The following is a 25,938-nucleotide window of genomic DNA, read 5'->3' as shown; positions in this document are numbered from 1 at the left end:
GTCCCTCCCCTGTGCTCATTGACCGCAAATTCAGGACAATCTATCGCAATTTCGGCGGCTTATCAAAGACTCTGTCCAAATTCACAATTGATCCCATCGTCGGCCCTGCAAGCTTTCCCGAGTGGCCGATCCCAACCGACATCTCAGGAGCTTTTTCATGCAAGTGCTGCACATCGACTCTTCCATCACCGGCGCCGCTTCGGTGTCCCGCCAACTGACCGCCCAGACCGTGGCTGCCCTGGTGGCCGCCAACCCCGGCGCCAAGGTCGAATACCTGGATCTGGCCGTGAATGCCCCCGACCACCTGAACGCAGTGTCCATGGGCTTTCGCACCGGCCAGGCCGCCACGACGGAAGCCGAGCGCGCACAGAACGCCATCTCCGAAGCCCTGGTGAGCCAGTTCCTGGCGGCCGATGTGGTCGTGGTCGGCGCCCCGTTCTACAACTTCACCATCTCCAGCCAGCTCAAGGCCTGGATCGACCGCATCGCCCAGGGCGGCCGCACCTTCCGCTACACCGCCGCCGGCCCCGAAGGCCTGGCCAAGGGCAAGAAGGTCATCGTGGCCTCCACGCGCGGCGGCGTGTACTCCACCAGCGAAATGGGCCAGGCCCTGGAGCACCAGGAAAGCTACCTGAAGACGGTGTTCGGCTTCCTGGGCATCACCGATGTGAGCATCGTGCGCGCAGAAGGCGTGGCCATGGGCGATGAGTCCAAGGCCAAGGCCCTGGAATCGGCCCGCAGCGACATCGTGCGTGCAGCGGCTGCCGCCGCCAATCAGGAAGCCGCGCTGGCTGCCTGATGGCCATTGCAGCCCGCCGGGGGCTGCCTGCTCAATGAATGGACAAGCGCCTGGGTTTCGGCCCGGGCGCTTTTGCTTTTGGTGGCCCCATCAGTTGCCGGGCCGGGCAGCCCGGATTGCTCCCAATGGACTGCGGCGAACAAAAGAGGTATCCGCCTTTGCGCCTCCTTTGAAAAATGCAATGCGCGATGGGCTTTCGCGGACACACGAAGCTGGTAGGCTGGACCATCACCGCCCTATTCGCGGCTTTGTCCGACACGAACCGACTGCATTTCAGAAAGACGGCAGATCTGCCGATACCCAGGCAGTCATATTGCTTTTTCTGCGTTCCACCCATGCCAGCCACAAGTCACCGCTCCCACGCACGGCCCCGCGGCCCTGTCCATGTCCATGTACGCCCGCCGTCCGATGAAAACCTGGTGATCACGGTGATCGCCGTGTCCCTGCTGGCCATCACCGTGGTGGGCATCGGTGTCTACCAGTTCCTGCAGTACCAGCGCGAGCAGGATCAGGAGCAGCTCAACTCCCGCGTGTACCGCAGCTATGTGCGCAACACCGACGAGGCACCTGCGCCAGAGCAGCCCGAGCAGCCCGCCACCACGCCTGCCCCCGCCAAGCCCAGCCAGCAGCAGCTGAACCAGGAGATGACGCGCAAGCTGCTGGCCCATCCCGGCGTGACGCCAGGTGCCGGCTTTTCGGCGCCCGGCGTCAAGTCGACGGGCGTGGTGATCATCGATGCCATCGACCAGGCCCAGGCACGCGAGAAGGCGTCGTCCGCCGCACGCCCTGCTGCGGCGATTGCCAACCCTTCTCCCGCTTCCTGACGCTTCCTGACCTCTGCGCTCACAGGAGCCGCAACGCAAAAGCCCGGCATTGCCGGGCTTTTTTGTGTCTTGAGCGGCCTTGCCGCACCGCTCACTGGTGCTTGCGCGCCCAGGCCGCGAACTTCTGCACGAAGCCGTTCACGAAGTCGCGGCTGCCGGTGCCGATGGAGCCGTCTTCGGCAAACAGGCCATCCTTGGCCTGGATGAAGATCTCGGGCTGGGCCAGCGTGGGCATGTCCAGGTAGGCCAGCACATTGCGCAGATGCTGCTGCGCCAGCGCCGTGCCGATGGCACCCACGGAGACGCCGGCCACGGCAGCGGGCTTGCCGGCCCAGACGCTCTTGCCGTAGGGGCGCGAGCCCTGGTCCAGCGCGTTCTTGAGCACGCCGGGAATCGAGCGGTTGTACTCGGGCGTCAGGAACAGCACGGCCTGGGCCGACTGGATCTGGGCGCGGAACTGCTTGACCACGTCCACCTCATTGCCGTCATGGTCCTGGTTGTACAGCGGCAGCGCATCAATGGCCACCTGCTCGAAGACCAGGCCTTCGGGCGCCAGGCGCGCAATTGCGTCGGCGAATTTGCGGTTGAAGGAATCCTTGCGCAGGCTGCCCACGATGACAGCGACCTTGATCTGGCTCATGCATTGCTCCTGGAGGAAGTGGCGGGAAACGGGCGGGAAAGAGGCGGGAGGGGCACCTCCCGCAAGCAGCCATTATGTGGCTGCCTTCAGCGGGCTCACTGTAGGAAGGAGGGCTTGGCATAGCCCTGGAACTTGCTGTCCACCACCGCCTTGAACTCGGCCGAACGGTAGACCTCGGCCAGGTCCTTGGCCCATGCCGTGCCCTGGTCCTTCTTCTTGATGGCCACCACGTTCAGATAGTGGTCGGGGGTCTTTTCCAGCGAGACGGCCTCGGTCAGCTTCAGGCCCGAGGAGATGGCGAAGTTGCCGTTGATGATGGCGTACTCGGTGTCGCCCAGCGAACGCGGCAGCTGTGCGGCTTCCAGCGGGATGAACTTGAGTTTGCGCGGATTCTCGGCCAGGTCCTTTTCGGACACGCGCAGCGGGTCGATGCCGGGCTTGGCCTTGATCAGTCCGGCCTGCTCCAGCAGCACCAGCGCGCGCGCAAGGTTGCTGGGGTCATTGGGCAGGGTCACGCGGTCGCCTTCCTTGGCCTCGGCCAGGGTCTTGCGGGTCTTGGAATACACGCCCAGGGGGGCAATGGGGCCTTGCACCAGCTCCACCAGGTCCAGCTTCTGGTCGGCAGCGAACTTCTGCAGGTAGACGCGGTGCTGGAAGAAGTTGGCATCCAGCGAGCCCTGGGCCAGCGCCAGGTTGGGCTGCACGTAGTCGTTGAACTCCACCAGCTTGACCTGGTAGCCCTTCTTTTGCAGCAGCGGCACGATGCCCTGCTTGAGCTGGTCGATGTTGGAGCCTGCCGTGCCGCCGATCACCAGCTGCTTCTTGTCGGCCTGGGCGTGGGCGGGCAGCGCCAGCACGCTGGCAGCGGCAAGGGCGGCGGCCGAGGCCAGCAGATGGCGGCGCACGAAGGAAAGGGATGCGGTCATGTCGAAATCCTTTTTTTGGGAGAGAGCAGGAAGAAAGAAGAAAGCGGGTCCGGACAGCGCGCTCAGCCGCGCTTGTCCAGGCGGCGGGCCGCCGTGTTGCCCACGAACTGGATGACCTGGACCATGGCCACGAGGATGGTCACGGTGAGCACCATCACATCGGTCTGGAAACGGTAGTAGCCGTAGCGGATGGCCAGGTCGCCGATGCCGCCGCCGCCCACCACGCCGGCAATGGCCGAATACGACAGAAAGCTCACGGCCAGCACGGTCAGCGCCAGCACCAGGCCCGAACGCGCCTCGACGATCAGCACGCGCCAGACGATCTGCAGCTCCGAGGCGCCCATGGCGTGCGCGGCCTCGATCACGCCGCGCGGCACATCGCGCAGGCACTGGTCCACCAGGCGTGCCAGGTAGGGAATGGCCGCCACGGACAGCGGCACGGCCGCAGCCAGCGGGCCGATGGAGGTGCCGGCCAGCCAGCGCGTGAAGGGCACGAGGGCGACCAGCAAGATGATGAAGGGGAAGGACCGCACGGTGTTGACCGTCCAGTTCAGCACGGCGAAGGCCGGGCGGTTGTCCAGCGACTGGCCGGGACCCAGCAGGAACAGCAGCACGCCCAGCGGGCCGCCAATGAGCACGGCGGCCGACAGGCCGATGCCCAGCATCAAAAGGGTCTGGCCCATGGCTAGCCACAGCTCGGGCAGGATTTCGACGATGTTTTCAGACATGGGAATGCGGAATCGAAAAGAAGAGGGAAACGGGAAGGGGCGAAGACCCCATCAGTGCTCGGAGCCACCCACGGCGCGCAGCACCACGGGACGGGTGGCGCCGCGCTCGCGCAGGGCCTTGTCGGCGCGCTCCACGCGCAGGGCCTCGAGTTCGCTGCCCAGCAGCGTGGCGCGCTGCGGCGCCTCGTAGGCACGTCCCCGCGGCAGGGCGGGCAGCGTGAAGCGTTCGGCCACCTGGCCCTGCTCGATGATGGCCACCTCGCTGCACAGCGCATCGACCACGGCCAGCTCGTGCGTGACGATGACGATGGTCACGCCCAGGCGGCTGTTGATGTCGGCCAGCGTGGCCAGGATGGAGCGCGTGGTCTCGCTGTCCAGCGCCGAGGTGGGCTCGTCGCACAGCAGCACCTGCGGGCGCGGCGCCAGGGCGCGCGCAATCGCCACGCGCTGCTTCTGGCCGCCCGACAGCTGGGCAGGATGGCTGGCCGCCTTGTCGGTCAGGCCGACGATGTCCAGGCACTCGCGCACGCGCTGCTCGATCTGGGCACGCGAATGGCCACCGTGGATGCGCAGCGGAAAGGCCACGTTCTCGAACACGGTGGCGTTCTGCAGCAGGTTGAACTGCTGGAAGATCATGCCGATGTTCTGGCGCGCCTCGCGCAACGCGCGGCGGCCCAGGTCGGTCAGGCGCTGGCCCGCCACCACCACCTCGCCGCTGTCGGGACGCTCCAGCAGGTTGATCAGGCGCAGCAGCGTGGACTTGCCCGCGCCGCTCTTGCCGATCAGGCCGAAGACCGTGCCCTGTCCAATGTCCAGCGATACCGAGCGCACGGCATCGAAGTGCTTGCCATCGGCTGTTACAAATTTCTTTTGCAGGTCGCGCAGGCGGATCAGCGCGGTTTCCGGGGCCAAATGGGCGGTCTGGACGGTCATGGAGTCTCGGTTCGGCAGTGAAAACGGTCCTGGAATCGGCAACGGCAGCCTTTGCACCGCCATCTCCAGGCAATGGCGCGCAATTTCCGGGCCCTGTGCTGCGCAGTTGGACGCAGTTGCAAGCCGATGGGCATGCGTTGTCTTGCGTCGTCGCCAAGCACAGGCGAATCCCCAGGATCTGCCGTCATTAGTGTTCTAACGAGTGTGTTGCAAAACGTTGTTCAAACAAAAGAATAAAAAATACGGTGCTTATATCGATTGCCGTCTTTCAAGCCTTGATGTACGGCCTGGACGGCATTGCTAGAATCCGCCCCGACAGGCCTGTACAACGGCAAGATCCCTTGCTGTTGCGTGCATTACAGGTAAGTACCCGCTTTCCTTTGCCATGCCCGAATCCTCCCCGACCGCCAACCGCCAAGCCCTCGCCGCCAGCCTGCGCGTGGAAGCCGTGCGCCTGCGGCGCGGCATCACAACAGTCTTTGACGGACTCGACCTGCGGCTGGACGAGCCGCGCGTGGGCCTCATCGGCGACAACGGCGCCGGCAAGACCAGCCTGTTCCGTCTGCTGTGCGGCCTGGATGCGCCCGAGGCCGGGCGCGTGCTGCTGGACGGCACCGAACTGCACGAGGCCCGTGCGCGGCGCCCGGGCCAGGTCGGGTTGATGTTCCAGAACCCCGACGACCAGATCATCTTCCCCACCGTGGCGGAAGAGCTGGCCCTGGGTCTGCGCCCTTCGGGCATCTCGCGGCGCGAGGCCACGGAGCGCGCCCGCGCCCTGCTGGCCAGCCGCGGCCTGGCCGACTGGGCTCCGCGCGCCGTGGCCGGACTCAGCCAGGGCCAGCGCCAGCAGGTGTGCTGGCTGGCCCTGCTCATTGCCGCGCCGCGCGTGCTGCTGCTGGACGAGCCCTTCGCCAGCCTGGACCTGCCGGGCCAGGCGCGGCTGGCCCGGGACATCGCGGCCGCCGAGCAGCAGATCCTGGTCTCCACCCATGTGCTGGACCACGTGCGCAGCTTTGGCCGCGTGCTCTGGCTGGAGCGCGGCCAAGTGCGCGCAGACGGCCCCGGCCACGCGGTCTGCGCGGCCTATGAAGCCGACGTGGCCCGGCGGCTGCAAGCGCAGGACTGACGCAGGAGCCGGCCGCCATGGGAAGCCTCTACAGCGAATACACCAGCTGGCTCCATGCCTGGAGCGCGGGCCGCAAGCTGCTGCTCATGGCGCTGCTGGGAACGGGCCTGTTCCTCATCGATTCACCGTGGCTGCTGGCCCTGGCCGGCGCCGCCTGCGGCCTGCTGTGGCTGTCGCTGGGCCGCGCCACCGAGGGCGCACGGCGGCTCATGCTGTCGGTCACCGTGGCCGCCCTGCTGGTCGCTGCCTTCCATGTGTGGATGCAGCACTACGCCCTGGCAGCCGCCAGCGCGCTGCGCCTGGTCTGCGCCTCCACGCTGGGCATGGCGCTGACCGTGAGCACGCGCCCCAGCGATCTGGTCGATGTGCTGGAGCGGCTGCTGGCGCCGCTGGAGCGCATCGGCATCTCCCCCGAACAGGTGGCCCTGCAGCTGGCATTGATGCTGCGTTTCACCGAGCATTTCTTCGTGCAGTGGAAGCGCATGGATGATGCCCACCGGCTGCGCACGGGCCGCGCCGGCGGCCTGCGCCTGATTGCGCCGCTGACCATCCACATGCTGCAGGCCACTCGCCGCGTGTCCGATGCGCTGTGGGCGCGCCTGGGCCGCTGAGGCCTGCCCAGCCCCATTTCCCGACCGATCCATACGCAAAAGCCTTGCGAGAACCTTCCGAGAACCGTCCATGACCGCCCCCTCCACCGTCTCACGCGCCTCTGCGCGCTCCATGGCCCAGGTCTCGCTGTTTGCGGCGCTGATGGCGGTCATGGGCCTGATTCCCAAGATCGACCTGCCGCTGGGCGTGCCCATCACCATCCAGTCGCTGGGCGTGATGCTGGCCGGCGTGATGCTCGGCCCCTGGCGCGGCATGCAGTCCATGCTGCTGTTCCTCGCGGCCGTGGCCGTGGGCCTGCCCCTGCTGTCGGGCGGGCGCGGCGGCATTGCCGTCTTCATGGCGCCCTCGGCCGGCTACCTGCTCGGCTACCCGCTGGCGGCCTGCATTGCCGGCCTGGTCATGCGTGCGCTGCCCCAAGGGTCTCCCCGGCGCGCGGCGTTCAGCGCCTTTGCGGCCTCGGCGCTCGGCGGGCTGGTGGCCCTGCATGCCTTCGGCGTGCTGGGCCTCATGCTGATGGCCAAGCTCAGCCTGTCGCAGGCCTTCATGGCCACCTTGCTGTTCGTGCCCGGCGATCTGATCAAGTGCGTGCTGTGCGCCCTGGTGGTGCACACGGTGGCGCGCGGCATGCCGGACTGGCCGTTCGGAGGCCGCCAGCATGGTTGAGCCGCTCGCGCCCCACCCGCTGGCCGCGCCGCTGCAGCACCCGTGGACCCTGGTCCATGGCCCGCTGGAGCATTGGGCCCGGCAGCGCCCCGAAGCGATGGCACTGCAAAGCGAGGCGGGCCAATGGAGCTTTGCCGCGCTGCATGCCGCCGTGCTGCAGCGCTCGGCCGCGCTGGTGGCCGGCCAGGCGCCAGAGATGCTGCTGCTGGACACGGGTGGCAGCGCCAGCACCGTGGATGCCATCGTCGAATTCCTCGCCATCCTGCACAGCGGCCGCTGCGCCGCCGTGGCCGACCCTGATTGGCCCGATGCCGTGCGCAGCCGCATCGAGGGCTGGCTGCCCACCGCGCCCAGCCCGCTGGCCGAGGCCACGGCCACCTGCGCCTTCTACACCGGCTTCACCTCGGGCAGCACCGGCCTGCCCAAGGGCTTCATGCGCCACCACCGTTCGTGGACAGAGAGCTTTCGCGTCTGCCTGCAGGACTTCGGCGCCGTGGCCGCGCAGCGCACCATGGCACCCGGGCGCATCTCGCATTCCCTGTTCCTGTTCGGCGTGATGCAGGGCCTGTGGTGCGGCGAAGGCGCCGTGGTGCAGGAGCGGTTCTCGGCGACGCGCTGCCTGGCCAGCCTGGCGCGCGGCGAGGCGCCCTGCCTGGTCGCCGTGCCCAGCCAGTTGCTGCTGATGCTGCAATGGGCCGCACACCGCGCGCTGGCGCCCATCCCCGAGGTGGAACTGGTCATGATCAGCGGCGCGCGCTGGATGCGCGCCCAGACCCCGGCCCTGCGCGCGCTGTTTCCGCGCGCACGCATCATCGAGTTCTACGGCGCCTCGGAGGCCAGCTTCATCGCCTGGATGGAGGCCGACGAACAGGCCCCGCCCCAGGCCGTGGGCCGGCCCTTCAGCAATGTGCAGTTGCAGATCCGCCCCGCCACGCAGCAGCCCGGCGACCAGCCCCTGCAGCCGGGCGAGGACGGCCTGATCTACATGCGCAGCCCCATGCTGTTCATGGACTATGTGGGCGAGGCCCGCGACGGCACGGCCGCGCTGCGCGACGGCGAATGGCTGTCCGTGCGCGACATGGGCCATATCGATGCCGGCGGCCAGCTGTGCCTGGCCGGGCGCCAGAGCCGCATGCTCGTCACCCAGGGCAAGAACCTGTTCCCCGAGGAAGTCGAGACCCTGCTGGCCGCGCACCCGGGCGTGGCCCAGGTCTCCATCCAAGGCCTGCCCGACGCCCTGCGCGGCATGCAGGTGCACGCCGTCGTGCAATGGCACGGCGCCGCGCCCGCAGGCTCCGCACAGGCGCTGGCGGCCTGGCTGCGCGAGCGCCTGGAAAGCTACAAGCTGCCGCGCCAATGGTGGAGCTGCGCCGACTGGCCGCAGACCGCCAGCGGCAAGACCGACCACGGCCGTCTGGCGCGCGCGCTGGCGGCCACTGCCACCGGCCAGGCACGGCCCGGCGAACCCGCGCTGCTGCCCCTGCCATGAACCCGCACGACGCCCCCGTCATCCTGGCCTGGGCGCGCAGCCCCGTCGCTCCCGTGGGCGGTGCGCTGCGCGAACTTGCGGCGCACGAGTTGGGCGCACCCGTGCTCCAGGCCCTGCTGGCCCGGGCCGGCCTGCCTGCGCGGGCCGTGGATGCCGTGGATGCCGTGGTCTTAGGCAACGCCCTGGGCGCAGGCGGCAACCCGGCCCGCATGCTGGCCCTGGCTGCGGGCCTGCCGGAGCGCTGCGCGGCCCACAGCGTGGACACCCAATGCTGCTCGGGCCTGGACAGCGTGGCCCTGGCTGCGGGCCTGCTGATGTCGGGCCAGGCCGATATTGTGGTGGCCGGTGGTGCCGAGGCCTGGAGCCGCGCCCCCATCCGCCAGACACGCCCGCGCCATGCAGGCGAGTTGCCCGTCACCTATGACCGCCCCGCGTTCGCCCCCGACCCCGCACGCGACCCGGACCTGCTGCAATCGGCCGCCGACCACGCGCTGGCCCATGGCATCACCCGCGCCGTTCAGGAAGCCCATGCCATCCACAGCCACGCGCTGGCGCTCGCGCACCGCGACCGGCTGGCCCAAGAGATCGTGCCCATGGCGGGGCTGGACCACGACGCCTATCCGCGCGCCTTGAACCCGGCCCGCGTTGCCCGCATGCCCGTGGTGGCCGAAGCGGGTGGCGCCGTTGACGCCCATGCACGCCAGCGCCATGCGCTGAGCACGCCCACCATCTCGCCCAAGGCCGATGGCGCCGCCCTGGTGCTGCTGGCCACGCCGCAGGCCTGTGCGCGCCTGGGCCTGCAGCCACGCGCCCGCTGGGTGGCCAGTGCCTCGCTGGGCCATGCGCCCGAAACACCGCTGGTCGCCGCCGCACTGGCGGCCCAGCAGGTGCTGGAGCGTGCAGCCGCAGCGCTGCAGCTGCCTTGCCTGACTGCGGCAGAGCTCCGGGCTGTGGAATTGCACGATGCCTTCGCCGTGCAGGCCCTGGCCTTTGCCGAAACCCTGGGCCTGCCGCTGCAGCAGCTCAACACCGGCGGCGGCGGCCTGGCGCGCGGCCATCCCATTGGCGCATCGGGCGCGGTTGCGCTGGTGCGCATGCTCTGCGACCTGCACCGCACGCCAGCAGCCCACAGACCGGCCCTGGGCCTGGCCGCCATTGCAGGTGCGGGCGGCATAGGCGCGGCCTGCCTTGTGCAGGCGCTTTGAATCCATGGACTCCGCATTTCCCATGTCCGCCAACCCACCGCCCGACACCCTTCCCTTTGGCGATGCGCATGAGGCCCTGGTGCACGCGCGCCGCTCCGTGCGCGCCTACCGGCCCGATCCCGTGCCGGATGCGCTGCTGCACCAGTTGCTGCACTCGGCCCGCCGGGCGCCCAGCGGCGGCAACCTGCAGCCAGGCCAGTTCATCCAGGTGCGCGGCAGCCTGCGCGGCGCACTCACACAGGCACTGCTGGCCGACTGGCAAGGCGGAGCGCCTGAGCGCGAGGACTACGGCTACTTCCCCCGCCCCATGCCCATGGCGCTGCGCAAGCGCCAGGTAGCATCGGCCCAGGCCCTGTACAGCGCCCTGGGCGTGGCCCGCGAGGACCGTGCCGGGCGCGACGCGCAGTTCGGCCGCAACTACCGCTTCTTCGATGCGCCCGTGGCCCTGGTCGTGAGCATTGACTCCCGCTTCGGCGCAGGCGGCTACATGGACCTGGGCATGGCCCTGTACGGCCTGCAAATGGCCGCAGCCGCCCAGGGCCTGGGCAGCTGCGCCATCGGCGCCCTGGCCTCCTACCCCGACACCGTGCGCCGCGTGCTCGACCTTGCGCCCGGCGAGCACATCGTCTGCGGCCTGGCCCTGGGCTGGCCCGACGAGGCCGCCCCCGTCAACCGCACCCAGACCACCCGCGCACCGCTGGGCGAATACTTCAGAGTGCTGGGGGAATGAAAAAAAGCTGCCAATGGCAGCTTTTGCAATTCAGCCCTCGCTAGCACTGAATACGGCGACCGAAACCGGCGCAGCCCAAAACGAGGGACACCGAGCAAGGGCAGCCCCGCCGCGAGGGTGTCGTCCCCCTCCCGCGAAGCGAGAGAGGGGGAAGCGGCGTCAGCCGCTCAGGGGGTGCTTCCTATCAAAACGCAGGGATCACCGACCCCTTGAACTGCACATCGATGAACTGGCGCACTTCATCGGAGTGATAGGCCTTGATCAGCTGCGCCACCCAGGGCTTGCCCTTGTCGGCATCGCGCGCGACCAGGATGTTCACATAGGGGTTCTTGGCGTTTTCCTGGGCAATGGCATCGGTCTTGGGGTTCAGGCCGGCCGAGATCGCGAAGTTGGTGTTGATGGCCGAGGCGTCCAGGTCATCCAGCGAGCGTGGCAGCTGGGCCGCGTCCAGCTCCACGAAGCGCAGCTTCTTGGGGTTGGAGACCACGTCCAGCGGCGTGGCCTTCAGGCCCGCGCTTTCCTTGAGCTTGATCAGGCCCTGCGCCTGCAGCAGCAGCAGCACGCGGCCACCGTTGGTGGGATCGTTGGGGATGCCGAACTTGGCGCCCTGGGGCAGGTCGGCCAGCTGCTTGATCTTCTTGGAATAGATGCCGATGGGGAAATTCACCGTGTCGGCCACCCAGCCGATCTTGTAGCCGCGGTCGCGCACCTGGGCGTCGAGGTAGGGGCGGTGCTGGTAGCTGTTGGCGTCCAGGTCACCGGCAGACAGCGCGGCATTGGGCTGCACGTAGTCGCCGAATTCCACGATCTGGATCTTCAGGCCGTTCTTCTCGGCGACCTTCTTGACCTGCTCCATGATCTGGGCGTGCGGGCCGGCCGTGACGCCGACCTTGATGGGCTTGTCCTGCGCCTGCGCGGGCATGGCCAGCAGGGTCATGGCGGCGGTGCTGGCAACAGCGGCGGCCGTGAGCGTGCGGCGGAGGAAATGGCGCTTGGTGGGCATGGATGCGGTTCCTTGTAACCTGTCAAAAACACAGGCGCACACTGTAGCGCCAACACAGCGCGCGGCGACCGTGCCGGCGCACTGCGGATAGACAGTTTTTTCAGTAGCTCACAACCGGCGCCGCAGCGCGGGCGTCAGCGGTCCTGGAACTCGGGCGTTGCCATTACCTGGTGGGCCACGACGTCCAGCACAGGGTGGGGTTGTTCCTGGCGGTCTATCCAGACCTTGGGCGTGAAGCTGCCGCGCAGCGCCACGGCATCGCCTTCGATCAGATTGCGCAGCACCTCGCAGGCCTGGGCGTCGAATGCAACCACGTTGACCGGGATGGAAGTGCCATCGGATGCCTCGGAGCGCACGCGGGCCACCATGAAGGGGCGCCGATTGCGGTCGCTGCGGTGTTCGGGCGTACCGGTGAGTCTGCCGGTAATCAGTCCATCCATCATGTGCGAGACCAGGAAGAAATCGTCAGTTACAAAAGACGCCATTGTAGGTGCAGGTTTTACGTGTCCAGACCGGGACGCGCATCTTCGCGGTGCATGGACTTTTCATGCGCTGGCTGCCCTCGCCATCCGTGATGGACCTGCTTGGCGAAGCTGCACTTTCTCTTCGCAGCAAGGCGCCATCGCGCGCAAAATCGAAAGTGCAAAAAACGAACGTACAAAGCAAAAAGCTCCTGACGTTTCCGTCAGGAGCTTTGCGTTTTGGTCGGCGTGGCGGGATTCGAACTCGCGACCCCTTGCACCCCATGCAAGTGCGCTACCAGGCTGCGCTACACGCCGAAGCATTGAATTATAGGGACTAAAAACAGGCCTTCAGGGAAAATGCAGAGATTTTTCAAAAATGTCTGCAAATTTCTGAAATGGCGACGATCAGCCCCCGCATCTTCTCACCCCTGATGCGTGGCACGAACGTGGTCCAGCAAGGCCTCCAACGGATGGCGCAGCTGGCGTGCAGACAGTCGCTTGACCTGGCTGCGGCAGGAATAGCCGGTGGCCAGCGGCTCGCCCAGGTTCTGCTTGCTCTCGATCTGTTTCTCCCATGACTGGGCATAGATGGTCTTGGAGGTTTCGAGGTTGCGCGCCTCATGCCCGTAGGTGCCCGACATGCCGCAGCAGCCCGTGGCCTCCACGCTCAGGCGCAGCCCCCGTCGCTCGAAAAGCTGCGACCACTGCTTGCCGCTGTCGGGCGCGTTGGTCTTTTCAGTGCAGTGCGGCAGCAGCCGGTAGGCCACGCCGGCCACACTGGTCACTGCCTCGGGGAGCACCTGCAGCAGCCACTCCTGGGGCAGCGCGACCTTCGGCACCTCGCCCATGCCCGGCACCTTGAGGTATTCCTGCCGATAGGCCAGCGTCATGGCCGGGTCGAGTCCCACCAGCGCAACGCCGGACTGCGCCAGTTGCGCCAGTTGCGCGGCATTGCGGATGGCCGCCTTGGCAAAGGCGCCCATGAATCCCTGCACATGCAGCGGCTTGCCATTGGGAAGCAGCGGCGCCAGCCAGACCTGGAATCCCAGGCGTGCCGCCAGCTCGATCAGCACCTGCAGCTGGCCGGTCTCGAAGTAGCGGGTAAAGCTGTCCTGCACGATGACCACGCTGCGAGCGCGCTGCTCTGGCGTGAGCGCGGCCAGCGCCTGCGCATCGGCCGCGCGCACCTTCCATTGCCGCAAGGTGGCGGCCAGGTCCAGCCGGCTCAGCAGCGGGCCATCGACCATGCCGATGCGACGGCTGAGCACATCGCGCATCCATGGCGAGCCCATCACCCCGTTGTAGAGCGCGGGCATGCGGGCCAGCCACGGCATGGTGAATTCCAGCGAGCCGATCAGGTAGTCACGCACGGGCCGCAGGTAGCGGCGGTGGTACAGCTCCAGAAAGCGCGAGCGAAATTCGGGCACGTTGACCTTGACGGGACACTGCCCGGCGCAGGACTTGCAGGCCAGGCAGCCGGCCATGGCGTCATAGACCTCGTGCGAGAAATCGGCCTCGCCGCGACGCGCCGCGCGGCTGTTGCGCCAGCGCGCGGCCAGGCTGGACAGGAAGGGCTGGGGCCGTTGCGCGACCTCCAGCACGTTCACGCCGGCCTGCCCCTGCAGGCGCAGCCATTCGCGCATCAGCGAGGCCCGGCCCTTGGGCGAATGCACGCGCTGGCGCGTGGCCTTCCAGGACGGGCACATGGCATCGTCCGGGTCGAAGTTGTAGCAGGCGCCGTTGCCGTTGCAGTGCATGGCTGCGCCATAGCTTTGCCATACCCGCTCGTCGATCTGCCGGTCCAGCTCGCCGCGCGTGGTGACGCCGTCCACCTTGAGCAGCAAGGTCTTGCTGGCCGGCGGCGTGGCGATCTTGCCGGGGTTGAGCTGGTTGTGCGGGTCGAAGGCGGCCTTGAGCTGCTGCAGCGAGGGATACAGCTCGCCGAAGAAGGCCGGCACATATTCGGAGCGCAGGCCCTTGCCGTGCTCGCCCCACAGCAGGCCGCCATGGCGCTGCGTGAGTTCGGCCACCGCGTCGGAGATGGGGCGCACCAGGGCGGCGTCCACGGGGTTCTTCATGTCCAGGATGGGGCGCACATGCAGCACGCCGGCATCGACGTGGCCGAACATGCCGTACTGCAGGCCGTGGCTGTCCAGCAGCGCGCGGAACTCGGCAATGAACTCGGGCAGGTTCTCGGGCGGCACGGCCGTGTCTTCGACAAAGGGCTGGGGCCGCGCCTCGCCCGCCACATTGCCCAGCAGGCCCACGGCGCGCTTGCGCATGGCATAGACGCGGTGCACCGCTGCATTGCCGGCCGCCAGCGTGTGGCCCAGCCGCTCCACCGAGGCGTCGGCGCCCAGGTGCGCGAGGAAGGCCTGCACGCGGCCATCGACCTCCTGCGGATCGTCGCCGCTGAATTCCACCAGGTTGATGCCCAGCGTGGGGCGCTGCCCGTCCTGCGGGAAGTACTCGGCCACGCTGCTCCAGACGAAGTCCTTCATGGCCAGCAGCAGCACCTTGGAGTCCACCGTCTCGATGGACAGCGGCCGGTGCGCCATCAGCGCACGCGCATCGCGCAGCGCATCCATGAAGCCCGCATAGCGCACGTTGACCAGCACCGAATAGCGGGGAATGGGCAGCACGTTGAGCCGCGCCTCCACCACGAAGCCCAGCGAGCCTTCGGCGCCGCACAGCACGCTGTTGAGGTTGAAGCGCCCGTCGCCTTCGCGCAGATGGGCCAGGTCATAGCCGGTGAGGCAGCGGTTGAGCTTGGGGAATCTGGCCTCGATCAACTCCGCCTGGTCATCGCTGATGCGCCGCGCCGTGCGGTGCACCTTGCCGATGCGCCCCGAATCGGCGCACATGCGCTCCAGCGCCTCGGCATCCAGCGGCGCGCTGTGCAGGCGCTCGCCACCGAGCAGCACGAAGTCCAGCGCCAGCACGTGGTCGCGCGTCTTGCCATAGGTGCAGCTGCCCTGCCCGCTGGCATCGGTGTTGATCATGCCGCCGATGGTGGCGCGGTTGGAGGTGGACAGCTCGGGGGCAAAGAACAGCCCGTGCGGCCTGAGCGCGGCGTTGAGCTGGTCCTTGACCACGCCGGCCTGCACGCGCACCCAGCGCCGCTCGGCATTGATTTCCAGGATGCCGTTCATGTGCCGCGACAAGTCCATGGTCACGCCATGCGTGAGCGACTGCCCGTTCGTGCCCGTGCCGCCGCCGCGCGGTGTCAGCACCACATCGCGGAACTCAGGCCGCGCCAGCACCTGCGCCGCCCTGGCCACATCCTCGGCGTGACGCGGGTAGATGGCCGCCTGCGGCATGCGCTGGTAGATGGAGTTGTCCGTGGCCAGCACGGTGCGGCTGGCATGGTCCGTGTCCACGTCGCCCTCGAAGCCGGCGGCCTTCAGCGCTTCAAGAAACTCAAGATATTGGGCAGGCACGGGGGCGCTGGCGTGGGGCAGTGGGGCAATCGACATGGAAGGCAGGGTGGGGAGATTTGTTGCAGGCGATCAGCCCAGGAAATCCATGCATGCAATACACGATTTCAGGCCGACCATGGCCGCAAGTATCTCTACACTCTTCCTCTGGAACAAACGAAAATTGCTGCCGTAAACACTGCATAAAACTCATGAATTACCGACGCCTGACACCCTCCATGTCCCTGCTGCTGGTCTTCGAGGCGGCCGCGCGCCACGAAAGCTATGCGCGCGCGGCCGAGGAGCTGTCGCTCAGTCAGAGCGCCATCAGCCGGCAGGTGCAGACACTGGAGGCGCAGTTGGGCATCCGCCTGTTCCGCCGCGAGGGCCGCACGGTGCGCCTGACCGACGTGGGACGCCGCTACTTCATCGACCTGGGCGCCGCGCTGGGCCGCATACGCAGCGCCACGCTGCAGGCCATGTCACGCCAGTCCGGCGGTGGCACCCTCAATCTGGCCACCCTGCCCACCTTCGGCTCCAAATGGCTGCTGCCGCACCTGCATGGCTTCTACCAGGCCCAGCCCGGGGTGACGATGCACATCCACTCGCGCATCGGCGATATCGATTTCGACAGCGCAGAGATAGACGCCGCCATCACCGTGGGCACGGGGGACTGGCCCGGGCTGACCGCGCACCGCCTGTACCACGAGTTTCTGGTGGCGGTGGCCAGCCCGCAGGCGCTGCAGCAGGCCGGGCAGGCAGCAGCCACGCCGGACTGGGCTGGCCAGCAGGTGCTGCTCACGGTGGCCAGCAACCGGCAGGCCTGGAGCGAGTGGTTCACGCACTATCGGCTCGATCACCGGCAGATGCGGATAGGGCCGAGCTTCGAGCTGACCTCGCACCTGATACAGGCCGTGCTGGCAGGCATGGGCGTGGGCCTGGTGCCCCGGGTACTGGTGGAAGAGGAGATAGCGCGCGGTGAGCTGCACGTGGTGGGAGACGCCATCCCCAGCCAGCGCAGCTACTACCTGGTCTATCCCGAGAGGAACGCGACACTGCCGGCGCTGGCAGCCTTCCGGCAATGGCTGCTTGAGACCTGCGCTCAGGGTTGATTCCTGCGCAACGGCCGCTCCCCTTGAGCGGTTGGTAGCGGTTGGCAATGGCACAAAGAAAAACGGACCACAGCCAGAAGCTGTGGTCCGTATTCATTTATGGTCGGCGTGGCGGGATTCGAACTCGCGACCCCTTGCACCCCATGCAAGTGCGCTACCAGGCTGCGCTACACGCCGAAGAATTCAATTATATACAGCTTTTTGCTCTCAAATAGAAAGCAGCGCACGAATCTGCAAAAGCTCTTCACGCACGGCCTCCGGCTCCAGCGAAACGCTGGCCGCGGCATCGCCGCCGAGCAGCGGCGCGGCAGCCGGCGCCGACACCACGACACCGGCCTGCAGCGCGGGAACCACGGCAGACCCCGAGGCTTCGCGCAGGCGGTTGCGCGCGCCGTTGATGGTGAAGCCCTGCTCGTAGAGCAGCTCACGGATGCGCCGGATCATCAGCACTTCGTGGTGCTGGTAGTAGCGGCGGTTGCCGCGCCGCTTCATGGGACGCAGCTGCGTGAACTCCTGCTCCCAATAGCGCAGCACATGCGGCTTGACGTCGCACAGATCCGCGACCTCACCGATGGTGAAGTAGCGCTTGGCGGGAATCTGGGGCAGAAGTGAAGCCATGGCAAATGTGGATGAGGTCAGGATGTGCAATGCCGCTGGTGCGCGGACGCCGATCCGGGAAGAAGGCCGAGCCTACTGCACAGCTCGCTTGCAGGCCAGCACCCTGTCGTAAAAACAGCCTATCCACCGCGAGGCAGACAGGCTGACGACAGCTGGGCCACGGCAAGCCGGGCCCCGGGGTCGACCCTTCAGGACGCGGAGCCCGTCGTGCCTTCCTGGATCTGCTCCTTGAGCTTGCTGCTCGCATGGAAGGTCACGACGCGGCGTGCCTCGATCGGAATGGCCTCGCCCGTGCGCGGGTTGCGCCCCGGACGCGGCGCCTTGGTGCGGATCTGGAAGTTGCCGAAGCCCGACAGCTTCACATCCTCGCCCGTCACCAGGCTTTGCGAGATCAGCTCGAAGAACGCATCCACCATTTCCTTGGATTCGCGCTTGTTCAGACCGATCTCGTCGAACAGCAGGTCCGCCAGCTGCGCCTTGGTCAGCGCGGGCGAATCAAGACTTTCCACCGTCAGTTCCATCACGGGATCTCCTTTCACGGCATGGGCCCTTCCATCAGGCGCGCAGGCGCGCGCCCAGGCGTTGCTGCAGCTGTTCGAGCACGGCCTGCACGGCCTGTTCGATCTGCACGTCGGTCAGCGAGCTGTCGTCATTGCCCAGCGTCAGGCGCACGGCCAGGCTCTTTTCGTCCTGCGCCAGCGCGCCCGGTGCCGCCGTCTCGCCGGCCTTGAGCGCCTTGGGGCGGAACACATCGAACAGCACGGCGGAGCGTAGCAGGCCGCCGGTCTGGGCAGCTTCCACCGCCTGCATGAGCTGAGCATGGGTGGCCTTTTCGTTCACGACCACGGCAATGTCGCGCTCCACGGCCTGGTGCTTGGCCACGGGCTTGAACACCGGCACTTCGCGCGCCAGCACGGCATCGAGCTCCAGCTCGAACAGCACGGGCGCCTGGGCCAGATCCCATTGCTGGCGCCACTGGGGATGCAGCTCGCCGATGAAGCCGATGGACTGGCCATCGAGCAGCACGCGCGCGCAGCGACCCGGGTGCATGGCCGGATGCTCGGCCGGCTCGAACACGGGCTTGCGCGGCGCCAGCAGCGCCTCGACATCGCCCTTGACGTCGTAGAAGTCCACCCTGGCTTCGGCGCGGCCCCATTGCAGCTGCTCTCCAGCACCCCAGGCCAGGCCCGCCACGCGCATGGGCTGGTAGAAGCCCTTGACCGTGGTGTCGCTGTCAACAACGCTGTCATCCTTGAGGAAGACACGGCCCAGCTCGAACACGCGCACGCGCTCGGCCTTGCGGTCGGCATTGAACTTGAGCACCTGCATGAGCGAGCCGATGAGGCTGGAGCGCATCACGCTGAGCTGGCTTGCGATGGGGTTGAGCAGCTGGATGGGATTGGCGTTGCCGGCCAGATCCTTCTCCCATGCGGCTTCCACAAAGCTGAAGTTGATGGTTTCCTGGTAGCCCAGATCGGCCAGCGCCCGGCGCACGGCGAACTGGCTGCGGCGGTTTTCGGCGCGCAGCTTGGGCGCAATGGGCGCCAGCGGCTTGGTCGTGGGCAGGTTCTCGTAACCCACCATGCGCGCCACTTCCTCGATCAGGTCTTCCTCGATGTTGATGTCGAAGCGGAAGCTGGGCGGCGTGACGGTGAGCACGCCATCGCCCTGCTCCACCGGCAGGCCCAGGCCGGCCAGCGCATCGTGGCACTGCTGCTGCGTGAGCGGCATGCCGATGACCTTGGCCGCACGCGCCACGCGCAGCGTGACGGGCTTGGGCTGGGGCATGTTGGCCTGCTGGTCGTCGATGGGGCCGCAGACGGTCTCGGGCGTGCCGCAGATCTGCAGCACCAGCTCGGTGATGCGCTCGATGTGCTCGACCGTCAGTTCGGGATCGACACCCCGCTCGAAGCGGTGGCCCGCATCGGTGGAGAAGTTGTAGCGGCGCGAACGGCCGGCAATCGACTTGGGCCACCAGAATGCGGCCTCGATGTAGATGTGGCGCGTGTCGTCGGACACGGCCGTGGCGTCGCCGCCCATGATGCCGGCCAGCGACTCGACTTCGCGGTCATCGGCGATCACGCCCACCTGTCCATCCACGGTGACGGTGTTGCCGTTGAGCAGCTTGAGCTGCTCGCCTTCCTTGCCCCAGCGCACCTGCAGGCCGCCGTGGATCTTGTCCAGGTCGAAGATGTGCGAAGGACGGCCCAGCTCGAACATCACATAGTTGGAGATGTCCACCAGCGGCGCCACGCTGCGCTGGCCGCAGCGCGCCAGGCGATCGACCATCCACTGCGGCGTCTTCGCCTGGGTGTTGACATTGCGCACCACGCGGCCCGAGAAGCGGCCGCACAGGTCGGGCGCCTCGATCTTCACGGCCAGCTTGTCCTGCACGCCCACGGCGGCAGGCGTGAACGACTGGGGCTTGAGCGGCGCGCCGGTCAGCGCAGCCACTTCGCGCGCCACGCCGTAGACGCTCAGGCAATGCGCCAGGTTGGGCGTGAGCTTGAGCGTGAGCAGCGTGTCATCCAGGTTCAGGTACTCGCGGATGTTCTGGCCCAGGGGCGCGTCCAGCGGCAGCTCCATCAGGCCGCCATGGTCCTCGGACAGCTTGAGTTCGCGTGCCGAGCACAGCATGCCGAAGCTCTCCACACCGCGCAGCTTGCCGATCTTGATCAGGAAAGGCTTGCCATCTTCACCGGGCGGCAGCTCGGCGCCCACCGTGGCGCAGGGCACGCGGATGCCCACGCGCGCGTTGGGCGCGCCGCAGACGATGGTCAGCAGTTCGGGTCCGCCCACATCGACCTGGCACACGCGCAGGCGATCGGCATTGGGATGCTGCTCGGCAGCCTTGATCTCACCGACGACGATCTTGGTGAACGGCGGCGCCACGGGCTCCAGCTCCTCCACCTCCAGGCCGGCCATGGTCAGGGTATCGGCCAGTTCTTGGGTGGTCAGCGGCGGATTGCAGAACTCGCGCAGCCAGGATTCGGGAAATTGCATATCAGACTCTTTGGCGTTGGTTCGGTCCGCGCGCCGTGGCGCTGGCGGACTCTTTGGCGAAGGCTTGCAGCCGGATCAACGGAATTGCGACAGGAAGCGGATATCGCCGTCAAAAAACAGTCGCAGATCGTTGACGCCATAGCGCAGCATGGTCAGGCGGTCAGGCCCCATGCCAAAGGCAAAGCCGATGTACTTCTCGGGGTCCAGCCCCATGTTGCGCACCACGTTGGGGTGCACCTGGCCGGAGCCGGCCACTTCCAGCCAGCGGCCGGCCAGCGGGCCGCTCTGGAACTGGATGTCGATCTCGGCGCTGGGCTCGGTGAAGGGGAAGAAGCTGGGGCGGAAGCGCAGCACCAGGTCGTCGCTCTCGAAGAAGGTCTTGCAGAAGTCGGTGAAGACCACCTTCAGGTCCTTGAAGCTGACGTTCTCGCCGATCCACAGGCCTTCGCACTGGTGGAACATGGGCGAGTGCGTGGCATCGCTGTCCACGCGGTAGGTGCGGCCCGGCGCGATCACGCGGATCTCGGGCATGCCCTGGCCGGCGTCCAGCCGCCCACGGTATTTCTTGACGTGCTGCACGGCATGGCGCACCTGCATGGGGCTGGTGTGCGTGCGCAGCAGATTGGGGGCCTGTTCCGTGCCGCCTTCCACGTAGAAGGTGTCGTGCATGGAACGGGCGGGATGGTCTTCCGGCGTGTTCAGCGCCGTGAAGTTGAACCAGTCGGACTCGATCTCGGGGCCCTCGGCCACATCGAAACCCATGGAGCCGAAGATGCCCTCGATGCGCTCCAGCGTCAGCGACACGGGGTGCAGACCGCCCTGGCCACGGCGGCGGCCCGGCAAGGTCACATCCAGCACCTCGGCCTTCAGGTGGGCCTGCAGCTCGGCATCGGCCAGGGCCTTGCGGCGTGCGGTCAGCGCGGCCTCGATGCCTTGCTTGGCCACGTTGATGGCGGCTCCGCGCGACTTCTTCTCTTCGACGGAAAGCTGCGCCATGCCCTTCATGAGCTCGGTCACCTTGCCCGACTTGCCCAGAAACTGCGCCTTGGCGTTTTCCAGATCAGCGGGGGTTTGTGCCTGCGCGAACAATTGCTGCGCGCTTTCGACCAGAGAATCCAACTCGTTCATATCGACTCTTTATCGACTGTGAAAAGAAACAAGGGCTAGCAGCCTTTTCAAGCCCTAGCCCTTGCTGTTTGCGCTGCAGACCATCACGAGGATGGTCGCAGACCGTTATCTCAAGCAGCCAGCTTGGCCTTGACTTGATCAACGATGCTGCTGAAAGCAGCCTTGTCGTGCACCGCGATATCGGCCAGCATCTTGCGGTCGATCTCGATGGCTGCCTTCTTCAGGCCGTTGGCGAACTGGCTGTAGGTCAGGCCCAGTTCACGTGCAGCGGCGTTGATACGGGCGATCCACAGACGGCGGAACACGCGCTTCTTGGCACGGCGGTCACGGTAGGCATATTGCCCAGCCTTCATCACCGCCTGCTTGGCGATGCGGAAGACATTGCCGCGGCGGCCGCGGAAACCCTTGGAAAGGGCCAGAACTTTTTTGTGACGGGCGCGGGCCGTTACACCACGTTTGACGCGAGGCATGTGTTTTCTCCTTGTTCGTCAGTGAATTACAGGCCAGCCATCGGCAGCATTTGTGCGATAGAGCCCATGTTGGTCTCATGCACAGCCACTGCACCACGCAGGTGACGCTTGTTCTTGGTGGTCTTCTTGGTCAAGATGTGACGCTTGAAGGCTTGACCGCGCTTGACGGTGCCACCGGGACGAACGCGAAAACGCTTCTTCGCGCTGCTCTTGGTCTTCATTTTGGGCATTTGAATGCTCCTGTTGTTTGTGCTCGTGAGGCGGCTCGCAACACTGCGCGCACTTGCTGGCCCCGAGACACTTCTGTGCCAGCCCGGAGGCCGGCAAGAACAAGGGACATGGAAAACATGTCCCTTGCATCGCATGCCCCGCGCAATCAACTCGCGCACGGCCTGCAAATTCTGTCGCCCCTCAACGAAGGGCGAAACCGCGATTATGCCTTATCAGCCACCGCAGGTGCAGCAGAAACTTCTGCCGGCTTGCCGCCAGCTGTGGGCTTCTTGCGCGCAGGGGCGATCATCATCACCATCTGGCGGCCTTCCAGCTTGGGGAACTGCTCCACCTGGATGGAATCCGCCAGATCGTCACGCAGACGGTTCAGCAGGTCCAGACCAATCTGCTGGTGCGTGATTTCACGGCCGCGGAACCGCAGCGTGATCTTGCACTTGTCACCATCGGCCAGGAAACGGCGGATGTTGCGCAGCTTGATGTTGTAGTCGCCGTCGTCGGTACCAGGGCGGAATTTCACTTCCTTGATTTCGATGACGGTCTGCTTGGCCTTGGCTTCGGCAGCCTTCTTCTGTTCAAGGTACTTGAACTTGCCATAGTCCATCAACCGGCAGACAGGCGGAGTGGCAGTGGCGGCGATTTCCACCAGGTCCACGTCCAGCTCGCCCGCCATGCGCAGCGCTTCCTGCAGAGGCACGATGCCCAGCGGCTCGTTCTCCGGGCCGGACAGACGCACTTCAGGCGCCATGATTTCACGGTTGAGACGATGCTTGCGCTCTTCACGGTGGCGCCGATCACGAAATTCAGTAGCTATGGTTCTCACCCTTGGATTTAAGTTGCTACAACAGCGTAGCCGCTTGTGTGCAGTACACGCAAGCGGCTACCGCCTTTGGAGATGCTCCATCAGGCCTTCGCCGCGATGTCCTTGGCCACGAGTTCAATGAACGCATCGACCGACATCACACCGAGGTCCTTGTTGCCCCGTGCGCGCACTGCCACTGCACCAGCGGCCTTCTCCTTGTCGCCAGCAACAAGGATGTAAGGCAGCTTTTGCAACGAATGCTCCCGTATTTTATACGTAATCTTTTCGTTGCGCAGATCTGTCGCCACCCTAAGGCCTTGATTCGGAAATGCTTTTTGCAGCTTTTGTGCGACTTCCCGCACATAGTCCGCCTGCGCATCGGTGATATTGAGCACGGCGGCCTGCACGGGAGCCAGCCAGGTCGGCATGGCGCCAGCGTGCTGCTCGATGAGAATGCCGATGAAACGCTCCAGGCTGCCGACGATGGCACGGTGCAGCATCACGGGGCGATGGCGGTCGCCATCCTCGCCCACGTACTCCGCATCCAGGCGCTCGGGCATGGAGAAATCCACCTGGATGGTTCCGCACTGCCACTGGCGGCCGATGGCGTCCTTGAGCGTGTACTCGATCTTGGGGCCGTAGAACGCGCCATCGCCGGGCGAGATCACGTACTCGCAGCCCGAAGCCTCCAGGCTGTTGATCAGCGCAGCTTCTGCCTTGTCCCAGCTTTCATCGGAGCCGATGCGCGCCTCGGGGCGCGTGGCGACCTTGTAGATGATGTCGCTGAAGCCGAAGTCCGCGTAGACCTTTTGCAGCAGCGTGGTGAAGGCCAGCACTTCGGGCTGGATCTGGTCTTCCGTGCAAAAGACGTGGCCGTCATCCTGCGTGAAGCCGCGCACGCGCATGATGCCGTGCAGGCCGCCCGTGGGCTCGTTGCGGTGGCACTGGCCGAATTCACCGTAGCGCAGCGGCAGGTCGCGGTAGCTCTTGATGCCCTGCTTGAAGATCAGGATGTGGCCGGGGCAGTTCATCGGCTTGAGCGCGTAGTCGCGCTTTTCCGACTCGGTCGTGAACATGTTCTCGCGGTACTTGTCCCAGTGACCCGTCTTCTCCCACAGGGTCTTGTCCAGGATCTGCGGACCCTTGACTTCCTGGTAACCGTTGTCGCGGTACACGCGGCGCATGTACTGCTCGACCTCTTGCCACAGGGACCAGCCCTTCGGGTGCCAGAACACGGTGCCCGGCGAATGCTCGTCGATGTGGAACAGATCCAGTTCGCGGCCCAGCTTGCGGTGGTCGCGCTTTTCAGCCTCCTCCAGCATGTGCAGGTACTGCTGCAGGTCGTCCTTCGATGCCCAGGCCGTGCCGTACACGCGCTGCAGCATCTCGTTGCGATGGTCGCCACGCCAGTAGGCTCCAGCCACCTTCATCAGCTTGAAGAACTTGAGCTTGCCGGTGCTGGGCACGTGCGGGCCGCGGCACAGATCCTCGAAGCTGCCTTCGCGGTACAGGCTCACATCCTCATTGGAGGGGATGCTGGCGATGATCTCGGCCTTGTAGTTCTCGCCGATGCCCTTGAAGTACGCAACGGCCTCGTCGCGCGGCAGCACGCGGCGCACCACGGGCTCGTCCTTGGCGGCCAGCTCGGCCATGCGCTTTTCGATGGCGACCAGATCCTCGGGCGTGAAGGGGCGCTTGTACGAGAAGTCGTAGTAGAAGCCGTTCTCGATCACGGGACCGATGGTGACCTGGGCCTCCGGGAACAGTTCCTTGACCGCATAGGCCAGCAAGTGGGCCGTCGAATGGCGGATCACGTCCAGGCCATCTGCATCCTTGGCCGTCACGATGGACAAGGGCATGTCCTTGTCGATGACGAAGCTGGTGTCCACCACCTTGGCGTCCTCGCCAGCCCCCACCTTGCCGGCCAGTGCCGCCTTGGCAAGGCCCGTGCCTATGGATGCGGCCACTTCGGCCACGGTGACCGGGCCGGGGTACTCACGTTGCGAACCATCGGGAAGCGTAATGTGGATCATGGGATTCCTAAAATATTTCTCAGGGGGCGCGCATCCCCCAAAAGCAAAAAGCGCGGAGCCAGGTCCGCGCTTTCTTGGGGTCGAGTGAATCTCGTGCAGGCGCGAACCGCCAGCCGCTAGCGGCCGGTGTACATCTCCGATGTAGTTCGCGGTGTCATAACCATGATGCCTTTCTCGCCCTTGTCAGTTGTTGTCAGTTGAAAACTTCCGCCATTTTAACCCCAGCAAAGAAAAAGCGCCCGAAGCACAAGGCTCCGGACGCTTTCTCACCCCTATCTACCTGAAGTTGCACTCACCGAAGCCGCGCTTCAGTGGAATTGCTCCTCTTCCGTGGAGCCGGTCAGTGCCTTGACGCTGGACGAGCCACCCTGGATCACCGTGGTCACGTCGTCGAAGTAGCCTGCACCCACTTCCTGCTGGTGCGACACGAAGGTGTAGCCTTGTTCGCGGGCTGCGAATTCGGGCTCCTGCACCATGTTCACGTAGTGCTTCATGCCTTCGCCGTTGGCGTAGGCGTGGGCAAACTTGAACGTGTTGAACCTTCCAGCAATACTGTAAGTAGCAGATTTTCAACGGGTTTTTCCATTTTTCGTGTCTGCTCTTCACACCCACCCAACAATGCCCCAAGCCGCCAAGGTGGCCCGTTGCCGGTTGAGCGACTGCTGCACCCTTGCCCTGCCGATAGTGGGGCAGCCCAGCTCCCACGCCCCTCCCAACCCCATACGATGGGCAGGTGATCGCGTCCGGGGTGCGCCACTTCTGCCTAAATTTTAGGCAGTTTTTTTAGACACTGGGTCTCCAACTTGTTTCCATCACTTTTGCCGCTGCATCCCATGATGCCCGCAGTCTAGTAACGCACAGGCTGCGCCACAACGCCATCGTGCGGCCTGCATCTGTGCAGGTTCTGCACAGATGCCCCCTCCTTTGAAAAATACCCAATCTCAGTGATAGCACAAACGGCACTGCATCGCTCTAATGGGCCGCGC

At 66.0% G+C, this 25,938-nt stretch carries 24 protein-coding genes, 2 tRNA genes and 1 pseudogene; 9 read left to right on the top strand and 18 right to left on the bottom strand.

The genetic code is table 11. The features are described 5' to 3' along the window. Positions 1-157 precede the first annotated feature (157 nt). On the top strand, positions 158-799 hold the full coding sequence (locus ACFPFG_RS29750; protein ID WP_183021876.1) for an FMN-dependent NADH-azoreductase: 642 nt from the start codon (positions 158-160) through the stop codon (positions 797-799). 335 nt (positions 800-1,134) lie between these two features. Then, the gene (locus ACFPFG_RS29745) at positions 1,135-1,623 is read left to right on the top strand and encodes a hypothetical protein (protein WP_197955848.1); all 489 of its coding nucleotides are present in this window, start codon (positions 1,135-1,137) and stop codon (positions 1,621-1,623) included. Positions 1,624-1,714: 91 nt separating this feature from the next. Here ACFPFG_RS29745 and ACFPFG_RS29740 read toward each other — a convergent pair whose 3' ends face one another. From ACFPFG_RS29740 to ACFPFG_RS29725, 4 genes are all read right to left on the bottom strand, one after another. Then, on the bottom strand, positions 1,715-2,263 hold the full coding sequence (locus tag ACFPFG_RS29740) for an NADPH-dependent FMN reductase (RefSeq protein WP_380109479.1): 549 nt from the start codon (positions 2,261-2,263) through the stop codon (positions 1,715-1,717). 95 nt (positions 2,264-2,358) lie between these two features. Beyond that, on the bottom strand, positions 2,359-3,189 hold the full coding sequence (locus ACFPFG_RS29735) for a MetQ/NlpA family ABC transporter substrate-binding protein (RefSeq protein ID WP_013801689.1): 831 nt from the start codon (positions 3,187-3,189) through the stop codon (positions 2,359-2,361). A 62-nt stretch (positions 3,190-3,251) separates the two neighbouring features. Continuing rightward, positions 3,252-3,917 carry a methionine ABC transporter permease gene (locus ACFPFG_RS29730; protein ID WP_012206396.1) on the bottom strand — a complete coding sequence of 222 codons (666 nt, stop codon included), beginning with the start codon at positions 3,915-3,917 and terminating at the stop codon, positions 3,252-3,254. Between the two features lie 51 nt (positions 3,918-3,968). After that, positions 3,969-4,850: a methionine ABC transporter ATP-binding protein gene (locus ACFPFG_RS29725; RefSeq protein ID WP_183020587.1), complete on the bottom strand. Its 882-nt coding sequence runs from the start codon at positions 4,848-4,850 to the stop codon at positions 3,969-3,971. Positions 4,851-5,235: 385 nt separating this feature from the next. Here ACFPFG_RS29725 and ACFPFG_RS29720 point away from each other — a divergent pair, with 385 nt between their 5' ends. The 6 genes from ACFPFG_RS29720 (at position 5,236) to ACFPFG_RS29695 (ending at position 10,675) form a co-directional block, all read left to right on the top strand. Beyond that, a complete protein-coding gene (locus ACFPFG_RS29720; protein ID WP_183020588.1) occupies positions 5,236-5,976 on the top strand; it encodes an energy-coupling factor ABC transporter ATP-binding protein in 741 nt (246 codons plus the stop codon). Between the two features lie 17 nt (positions 5,977-5,993). Continuing rightward, positions 5,994-6,587, top strand: a complete 594-nt coding sequence (locus ACFPFG_RS29715; protein ID WP_043820550.1) for an energy-coupling factor transporter transmembrane component T family protein — start codon at positions 5,994-5,996, stop codon at positions 6,585-6,587. 70 nt (positions 6,588-6,657) lie between these two features. After that, a complete protein-coding gene (locus ACFPFG_RS29710) occupies positions 6,658-7,251 on the top strand; it encodes a biotin transporter BioY (RefSeq protein ID WP_013801685.1) in 594 nt (197 codons plus the stop codon). Then, entirely contained in the window at positions 7,244-8,740 is a 1,497-nt protein-coding gene (locus ACFPFG_RS29705) for an AMP-binding protein (RefSeq protein ID WP_380109473.1), read from the top strand. The genes ACFPFG_RS29710 and ACFPFG_RS29705 overlap by 8 nt, the downstream gene beginning before the upstream one ends. After that, positions 8,737-9,945 (top strand): thiolase family protein, encoded by a 1,209-nt coding sequence (locus ACFPFG_RS29700; protein WP_380109471.1) that lies wholly within the window; start codon positions 8,737-8,739, stop codon positions 9,943-9,945. The genes ACFPFG_RS29705 and ACFPFG_RS29700 overlap by 4 nt, the downstream gene beginning before the upstream one ends. Positions 9,946-9,949: 4 nt before the next feature. Further along, positions 9,950-10,675, top strand: a complete 726-nt coding sequence (locus ACFPFG_RS29695) for a nitroreductase (protein WP_183020591.1) — start codon at positions 9,950-9,952, stop codon at positions 10,673-10,675. Between the two features lie 184 nt (positions 10,676-10,859). Here the strand turns inward: ACFPFG_RS29695 and ACFPFG_RS29690 are convergent, their stop codons facing one another. The 4 genes from ACFPFG_RS29690 to ydiJ all read right to left on the bottom strand — a co-directional run bounded on the left by ACFPFG_RS29690 (position 10,860) and on the right by ydiJ (position 15,618). Further along, positions 10,860-11,678, bottom strand: a complete 819-nt coding sequence (locus ACFPFG_RS29690) for a MetQ/NlpA family ABC transporter substrate-binding protein (RefSeq protein WP_197955843.1) — start codon at positions 11,676-11,678, stop codon at positions 10,860-10,862. Positions 11,679-11,812: 134 nt separating this feature from the next. After that, positions 11,813-12,163 (bottom strand): single-stranded DNA-binding protein, encoded by a 351-nt coding sequence (locus ACFPFG_RS29685; RefSeq protein WP_012206405.1) that lies wholly within the window; start codon positions 12,161-12,163, stop codon positions 11,813-11,815. 217 nt (positions 12,164-12,380) lie between these two features. After that, positions 12,381-12,457, bottom strand: a tRNA-Pro gene (locus ACFPFG_RS29680). Between the two features lie 107 nt (positions 12,458-12,564). After that, positions 12,565-15,618, bottom strand: coding sequence for a D-2-hydroxyglutarate dehydrogenase YdiJ (ydiJ, locus tag ACFPFG_RS29675; RefSeq protein WP_380109468.1), 3,054 nt, complete (start codon positions 15,616-15,618; stop codon positions 12,565-12,567). A 152-nt stretch (positions 15,619-15,770) separates the two neighbouring features. On the opposite strand from ydiJ, the gene ACFPFG_RS29670 reads away from it, so the two are divergent. After that, complete coding sequence (locus ACFPFG_RS29670; RefSeq protein WP_380109465.1) at positions 15,771-16,670, top strand: LysR substrate-binding domain-containing protein; 900 nt, start codon at positions 15,771-15,773, stop codon at positions 16,668-16,670. 100 nt (positions 16,671-16,770) lie between these two features. On the opposite strand, the gene ACFPFG_RS29665 is transcribed toward ACFPFG_RS29670, so the two are convergent. The 10 genes and pseudogenes from ACFPFG_RS29665 to ACFPFG_RS29620 all read right to left on the bottom strand — a co-directional run. After that, a tRNA-Pro gene (locus ACFPFG_RS29665) sits at positions 16,771-16,847 on the bottom strand. Positions 16,848-16,877: 30 nt separating this feature from the next. Further along, the gene (locus tag ACFPFG_RS29660) at positions 16,878-17,288 is read right to left on the bottom strand and encodes a MerR family transcriptional regulator (RefSeq protein ID WP_183020594.1); all 411 of its coding nucleotides are present in this window, start codon (positions 17,286-17,288) and stop codon (positions 16,878-16,880) included. Positions 17,289-17,476: 188 nt separating this feature from the next. Then, on the bottom strand, positions 17,477-17,809 hold the full coding sequence (locus ACFPFG_RS29655; protein ID WP_012206409.1) for an integration host factor subunit alpha: 333 nt from the start codon (positions 17,807-17,809) through the stop codon (positions 17,477-17,479). Between the two features lie 34 nt (positions 17,810-17,843). After that, positions 17,844-20,291, bottom strand: coding sequence for a phenylalanine--tRNA ligase subunit beta (gene pheT, locus ACFPFG_RS29650; RefSeq protein ID WP_380109462.1), 2,448 nt, complete (start codon positions 20,289-20,291; stop codon positions 17,844-17,846). Between the two features lie 75 nt (positions 20,292-20,366). Continuing rightward, positions 20,367-21,419, bottom strand: coding sequence for a phenylalanine--tRNA ligase subunit alpha (pheS, locus tag ACFPFG_RS29645; protein WP_183020596.1), 1,053 nt, complete (start codon positions 21,417-21,419; stop codon positions 20,367-20,369). Positions 21,420-21,529: 110 nt separating this feature from the next. Next, complete coding sequence (gene rplT, locus ACFPFG_RS29640) at positions 21,530-21,889, bottom strand: 50S ribosomal protein L20 (protein WP_012206412.1); 360 nt, start codon at positions 21,887-21,889, stop codon at positions 21,530-21,532. A gap of 26 nt (positions 21,890-21,915) precedes the next feature. Then, entirely contained in the window at positions 21,916-22,119 is a 204-nt protein-coding gene (gene rpmI, locus ACFPFG_RS29635) for a 50S ribosomal protein L35 (RefSeq protein WP_046240115.1), read from the bottom strand. Positions 22,120-22,322: 203 nt separating this feature from the next. Beyond that, on the bottom strand, positions 22,323-22,940 hold the full coding sequence (gene infC, locus ACFPFG_RS29630) for a translation initiation factor IF-3 (RefSeq protein ID WP_012206414.1): 618 nt from the start codon (positions 22,938-22,940) through the stop codon (positions 22,323-22,325). 80 nt (positions 22,941-23,020) lie between these two features. Then, on the bottom strand, positions 23,021-24,952 hold the full coding sequence (gene thrS, locus ACFPFG_RS29625; RefSeq protein WP_183020597.1) for a threonine--tRNA ligase: 1,932 nt from the start codon (positions 24,950-24,952) through the stop codon (positions 23,021-23,023). A gap of 308 nt (positions 24,953-25,260) precedes the next feature. Next, positions 25,261-25,491: pseudogene (locus tag ACFPFG_RS29620) on the bottom strand (isocitrate lyase); the annotation flags it as partial. Positions 25,492-25,938: the final 447 nt, after the last annotated feature.

Origin of the sequence: Delftia deserti (genome assembly GCF_042653485.1) — a bacterium.
GTDB classification, from domain to species: domain Bacteria; phylum Pseudomonadota; class Gammaproteobacteria; order Burkholderiales; family Burkholderiaceae_C; genus Comamonas; species Comamonas acidovorans.
Note: the sequence above shows the minus strand (reverse complement) of the source record. Positions and strands in the feature narration are given on the sequence as shown.

Coding starts and splice junctions, on each gene's coding strand:
- ACFPFG_RS29750 (WP_183021876.1), top strand. CDS start 158: ATGCAAGTGCTGCACATCGACTCTTCCATCACCGGCGCCGCTTCGGTG.
- ACFPFG_RS29745 (WP_197955848.1), top strand. CDS start 1,135: ATGCCAGCCACAAGTCACCGCTCCCACGCACGGCCCCGCGGCCCTGTC.
- ACFPFG_RS29740 (WP_380109479.1), bottom strand. CDS start 2,263: ATGAGCCAGATCAAGGTCGCTGTCATCGTGGGCAGCCTGCGCAAGGAT.
- ACFPFG_RS29735 (WP_013801689.1), bottom strand. CDS start 3,189: ATGACCGCATCCCTTTCCTTCGTGCGCCGCCATCTGCTGGCCTCGGCC.
- ACFPFG_RS29730 (WP_012206396.1), bottom strand. CDS start 3,917: ATGTCTGAAAACATCGTCGAAATCCTGCCCGAGCTGTGGCTAGCCATG.
- ACFPFG_RS29725 (WP_183020587.1), bottom strand. CDS start 4,850: ATGACCGTCCAGACCGCCCATTTGGCCCCGGAAACCGCGCTGATCCGC.
- ACFPFG_RS29720 (WP_183020588.1), top strand. CDS start 5,236: ATGCCCGAATCCTCCCCGACCGCCAACCGCCAAGCCCTCGCCGCCAGC.
- ACFPFG_RS29715 (WP_043820550.1), top strand. CDS start 5,994: ATGGGAAGCCTCTACAGCGAATACACCAGCTGGCTCCATGCCTGGAGC.
- ACFPFG_RS29710 (WP_013801685.1), top strand. CDS start 6,658: ATGACCGCCCCCTCCACCGTCTCACGCGCCTCTGCGCGCTCCATGGCC.
- ACFPFG_RS29705 (WP_380109473.1), top strand. CDS start 7,244: ATGGTTGAGCCGCTCGCGCCCCACCCGCTGGCCGCGCCGCTGCAGCAC.
- ACFPFG_RS29700 (WP_380109471.1), top strand. CDS start 8,737: ATGAACCCGCACGACGCCCCCGTCATCCTGGCCTGGGCGCGCAGCCCC.
- ACFPFG_RS29695 (WP_183020591.1), top strand. CDS start 9,950: ATGGACTCCGCATTTCCCATGTCCGCCAACCCACCGCCCGACACCCTT.
- ACFPFG_RS29690 (WP_197955843.1), bottom strand. CDS start 11,678: ATGCCCACCAAGCGCCATTTCCTCCGCCGCACGCTCACGGCCGCCGCT.
- ACFPFG_RS29685 (WP_012206405.1), bottom strand. CDS start 12,163: ATGGCGTCTTTTGTAACTGACGATTTCTTCCTGGTCTCGCACATGATG.
- ydiJ (WP_380109468.1), bottom strand. CDS start 15,618: ATGTCGATTGCCCCACTGCCCCACGCCAGCGCCCCCGTGCCTGCCCAA.
- ACFPFG_RS29670 (WP_380109465.1), top strand. CDS start 15,771: ATGAATTACCGACGCCTGACACCCTCCATGTCCCTGCTGCTGGTCTTC.
- ACFPFG_RS29660 (WP_183020594.1), bottom strand. CDS start 17,288: ATGGCTTCACTTCTGCCCCAGATTCCCGCCAAGCGCTACTTCACCATC.
- ACFPFG_RS29655 (WP_012206409.1), bottom strand. CDS start 17,809: ATGGAACTGACGGTGGAAAGTCTTGATTCGCCCGCGCTGACCAAGGCG.
- pheT (WP_380109462.1), bottom strand. CDS start 20,291: ATGCAATTTCCCGAATCCTGGCTGCGCGAGTTCTGCAATCCGCCGCTG.
- pheS (WP_183020596.1), bottom strand. CDS start 21,419: ATGAACGAGTTGGATTCTCTGGTCGAAAGCGCGCAGCAATTGTTCGCG.
- rplT (WP_012206412.1), bottom strand. CDS start 21,889: ATGCCTCGCGTCAAACGTGGTGTAACGGCCCGCGCCCGTCACAAAAAA.
- rpmI (WP_046240115.1), bottom strand. CDS start 22,119: ATGCCCAAAATGAAGACCAAGAGCAGCGCGAAGAAGCGTTTTCGCGTT.
- thrS (WP_183020597.1), bottom strand. CDS start 24,952: ATGATCCACATTACGCTTCCCGATGGTTCGCAACGTGAGTACCCCGGC.